The organism is Marinobacter sp. UBA2498 (assembly GCF_002341575.1).
GTDB classification, from domain to species: Bacteria; Pseudomonadota; Gammaproteobacteria; order Pseudomonadales; family Oleiphilaceae; genus Marinobacter; species Marinobacter manganoxydans.
The window spans coordinates 2958-7102 of record NZ_DDOI01000065.1 but is presented as its reverse complement, the minus strand read 5'-3'; the positions used below and the strand labels follow the sequence as shown (position 1 = coordinate 7102).

General features: G+C 56.3%; 5 protein-coding genes. 4 read left to right on the top strand and 1 reads right to left on the bottom strand.

Features of this window, described 5'->3' with window-relative positions; translation table 11 throughout:
* Positions 1-237: 237 nt before the first annotated feature.
* Both B2W52_RS08915 and B2W52_RS08910 read left to right on the top strand, forming a co-directional pair.
* Positions 238-465 carry a sulfurtransferase TusA family protein gene (locus B2W52_RS08915; protein WP_008169116.1) on the top strand — a complete coding sequence of 76 codons (228 nt, stop codon included), beginning with the start codon at positions 238-240 and terminating at the stop codon, positions 463-465.
* A gap of 16 nt (positions 466-481) precedes the next feature.
* Positions 482-1561 (top strand): AI-2E family transporter, encoded by a 1080-nt coding sequence (locus tag B2W52_RS08910; RefSeq protein WP_286802558.1) that lies wholly within the window; start codon positions 482-484, stop codon positions 1559-1561.
* Positions 1562-1568: 7 nt separating this feature from the next.
* On the opposite strand, the gene B2W52_RS08905 is transcribed toward B2W52_RS08910, so the two are convergent.
* Positions 1569-2036 carry a peroxiredoxin gene (locus B2W52_RS08905; protein ID WP_286802556.1) on the bottom strand — a complete coding sequence of 156 codons (468 nt, stop codon included), beginning with the start codon at positions 2034-2036 and terminating at the stop codon, positions 1569-1571.
* A 74-nt stretch (positions 2037-2110) separates the two neighbouring features.
* On the opposite strand from B2W52_RS08905, the gene dapA reads away from it, so the two are divergent.
* A complete protein-coding gene (dapA, locus tag B2W52_RS08900) occupies positions 2111-2989 on the top strand; it encodes a 4-hydroxy-tetrahydrodipicolinate synthase (protein WP_092029757.1) in 879 nt (292 codons plus the stop codon).
* Positions 2990-3024: 35 nt separating this feature from the next.
* Entirely contained in the window at positions 3025-4122 is a 1098-nt protein-coding gene (gene bamC / locus B2W52_RS08895) for an outer membrane protein assembly factor BamC (protein ID WP_008169110.1), read from the top strand.
* Positions 4123-4145 lie beyond the last annotated feature (23 nt).

The following is a 4145-nucleotide window of genomic DNA, read 5'->3' as shown; positions in this document are numbered from 1 at the left end:
AAAGCAGCAGGGCCAGCAGGGCGGTGATGGCCATGGCCGGTAGCGTTCGGGATCTGGGTTGGATAGCAATCATGTAAAGCCGGGTGCCTGTTGTCTGAATCGCCGGTTTGACAGCGGTTTGCGATAAAAAGTTCTGATCCTCTGGTTAACGAGGATTGTGATGCAATACATTATCACTGTCGGCATAATGCCTGCTTGTTAAATCCGCTTATTATTTTGTGATGGTGTATCGCTAGTATGGTTGATCGAACGCTTGATGCCTCAGGGTTGCGCTGCCCGATGCCGCTGCTGAAGACAAAGCTGGAACTGAACAGCATGGCGCCCGGTGAAGAACTCGAGGTGATTGCTACGGACGCAGGTTCCGCCAGGGATATTCCGGCCTTTCTGCAGATGTCCGATCACAAGTTGATGAGCAGTTCTGAAACCGCCGGGCAGTACCGGTTTGTGATAAAGTGCGGCGGTTAAGATTTCGGAGCTGTAAATGATCAGGACATTACGCGGTCTCGCGCACAAATACTTCTCGGATGAAGAAGCGGTCATCCTGTTCCTGATACTGGTGACAGGAACCATTTTTGTTATCTGGTTCGGTGCCATGCTTGCGCCGGCCATTGCCTCGCTGATTGTGGCCTTTATTCTGCAGGGTCTGGTCACCAAGCTCAACAAGCTGGGCGTGCCGGAGACGGTATCCATTATTGGGGTTTTCCTGGTTTTCCTCGGCGTGCTTGTTGGCTTCCTGTTTGGCCTGCTTCCGCTGATCTGGACGCAGTTGAGCAACCTGGCCGGCGAGGCGCCACGCATTATCCGGGAGCTGCAATCCTATCTTGAGCTGTTGCCGCAGCAGTATCCCCACCTGATCTCCGGAGAAGCTGTCAGCACCGTTTACATCCAGGTGAGTACGGAAGTGGGGCACATGACCCAATGGCTGGTGTCGTTCTCGCTGTCCAGTATTCCAGATCTCGTGGCGTTGCTGATATACATGGTGCTGGTGCCTATCCTGGTGTTCTTCTTCCTGAAGGACAGGGAGGTGCTGCTCAACTCCATCGCTCGGCTGCTGCCACCTCAGCGCCCGATGATGCTGCAGATCTGGCACGAGGTGAACCTCCAGTGCGCCAACTACGTGCGCGGCAAAGCCGTCGAGATCCTGATTGTGGGCGGCGCCACCTACATTGCCTTCAAGCTGCTGGGGATGCCTTACGCTGCGCTGCTCTCGCTGTTGGTGGGGCTGAGTGTGGTGATTCCTTATATCGGCGCGGCCGTCGTCACCATCCCTGTTGCGGTGATTGCCCTGTTCGCCTTCGGCTGGGGCAGCCAGTTCATCTGGGTGATGGTCATCTACGGTGTCATTCAGGCGCTTGACGGCAATGTTCTGGTGCCCATTCTGTTCTCGGAGGTCAACAATCTGCACCCGGTGGCCATTATCGTCGCGGTGCTGTTCTTCGGGGGAATCTGGGGCTTGTGGGGTGTTTTCTTTGCAATTCCACTGGCTACCATGCTCAAGGCGGTGTTTGCTGCCTGGCCAGTGAAGGAGTCGGCGCCGCCGGCGGAACCCGGAAGCGCCTGACAGGCGCTTAAAGAGCCTTGACAGCCTCTAGTACCTCGTCGGCGTGGCCTTTCACTTTTACGCCGCGCCATTCAGCCCGCAGCACGCCATCCTTGTCGATCAGGAAGGTGCTCCGGTCAACGCCCATGTACTCCTTCCCGTAAAGCTTTTTCTGCTTGATCACGTCGAAGAGGGTGCACAGGGCCTCGTCCTTGTCTGAAATCAGGTGAAAGGGAAACTCATGCTTGGCCCGGAAATTCTCATGGGCTTTCAGGCCGTCCCTCGATACGCCGAGAATCACCGTATCAAGCTCCTCAAACTGCTTCATCCGGTCCCGGAAGTCCTGTCCCTCAGTAGTACAGCCAGGGGTGTTGTCTTTCGGATAGAAATAAATCACCACGTTCTGACCTTTCAGATCGTCCAGGCGAACAGTCTGGTCTCCGGTAGCGGGTGCTTCAAAATCCGGTACGGGTTTGTTTAACTCAACGGATGGCATGACATCTCCTTTAATTCCCTTGTGTCAGTTCGTGCCCAACATTACCATATCGGTTTTATTCGGACGGAGCTTTTATGATTACGGGTAGCCTTGTCGCACTGGTCACGCCCATGCATCCAAACGGTGACATCCACTGGGAGGATCTGGACAAGCTGGTAGACTTTCATATCGAAAACGGCACACACGGCATCGTTGCTGTGGGCACCACCGGCGAATCCGCAACGCTCGACCCGGAAGAGCATTGCCAGACCATTGGCCACATCATCAAACGTGTTAATGGTCGCATCCCGGTTATTGCGGGCACCGGCGGCAACAGCACCCGTGAGGCCATTGAACTGACGGCCGAGGCCCATAAGCTTGGCGCAGATGCCTGCCTGCTCGTTGTTCCCTACTACAACAAGCCGACCCAGGAAGGCCTGTATCAGCACTTCAAGGCGATTGCCGAAGCCGTCCCCAGCATGAACCAGATGCTGTACAACGTGCCCGGCAGGACAGCGTGCGACATGCTGAACGAGACCGTGCTCCGGCTTGCCGATATTCCGAATATCGTGGGCATCAAAGACGCCACCGGCAACATTCCTAGGGGTGCCGAACTGATTGAAGCGTTGGACGGCCGTCTGGCTGTCTATTCAGGTGATGACGCAACGGCAGCGGAACTTATGCTGGCCGGTGCCAAGGGCAACGTGTCCGTCACCGCGAACGTCGCCCCAAAGGCAATGTCCCAGCTGTGCGAAGCCGCTGTTGCCGGAAATCGTGAAGAAACCGAGCGTTTGAACGAACTGCTCATGCCTCTTAACCGGAAGCTGTTCCTCGAAGCGAATCCTATCCCGGTGAAATGGGCGCTCCATCATATGGGAATGATTGGGGAAGGCATCCGCCTGCCGCTGACCGTGCTCAGCGAAAAGTTCCATGGCGAAGTGGAAGATGCCCTCAAGGCCTCAGGTGTTCTCTGAGTTTGCTTAAATCATCCCATCACCGGAGTAACCTGATGCAGGTTCTAAAAGGAACCGGTAGTACCCTGATGTTCAAACCCGTTGTTGTCGCATCCGGGCTGTTGCTTCTGGCAGCAGCCTCGGGCTGCAGTCTGGTTGAAGACCGCTCCGAACGCTATGTGAATGCCACGGAAGGAAAACCACTGGAATTGCCGGAGACTGCCGACGATTCCCGTTTCAGCCAGACCATGCCCATCCGTGATGTCCAGCCGGCTGACGCCAGCAAAATGTATCCGTCCGATATTCCGCGCCCGCCGGACATGACATCGGACATCCTTGATGAAAACTACGTTATCGAAGAGCTGGATGGTCGGCTCTGGCTCCTGGTCAACGACGTGCCGGGCAGAATCTGGCCTGCGGTAAACAGCTATCTGTCCGAGCGTGGTCTTGGCGTCGGCTTCGACAGTCCCCAGTTGGGCATCCTGCAGACCGAACTTGCCAATTTCAGCAAGCGTGCCCGAAACCTTGTAGAGCTGTCGGATAACCCATCTGCCGGCGAACAGAAAGTCGTTCTTCAAGTTCGGATGGCTCCCGGTGTGCGACGCAAGACCACAGAGGTGCAGGTACGCCGGCTTGATGTTGAAGATCAGCCGGATGAGCTGATCCCCTGGACTGGCGTTTCTGATCCCTCCGAGCAGGCTCTGGAATTGCAGAGACGCCTGCTGTCCGATCTGGGTGACTTTCTCCGAGCGCGTGAAGAAACCAAGTCCTTTTCCCGGGCGGCATCCGGAATGGTCAGCGATCCGCTGGTTCGCCTGATCTCGGAAAACGATGAAGCCGTCGCGATCCGCATGGAGCTTGATTATGGTCGTTCCTGGGCGGAAGTAAGTCGGGCACTTACAGATTCCGGCATTCCCGTTGTCGATCTGAACCGCAGTGAAGGCTGGTTCCATGTCGATTTCCGCACCGAAGACGAGCGGGATCCGGGCTGGTTCAGCTGGTTCAGCGACAAGGACGCACCCCAGCATACCCACACAGTCAGCCTTAGCCAGCAGAGCGACGCCATTGTCATCTCTGCCGAGGATGTTCCGGGTTACACTGGCAGCCGGACGACGCCGGATCTGCTCGAGCAACTGTTCGATTACCTATACTGATTCAGGAAGAGGCCGCCAGAGGC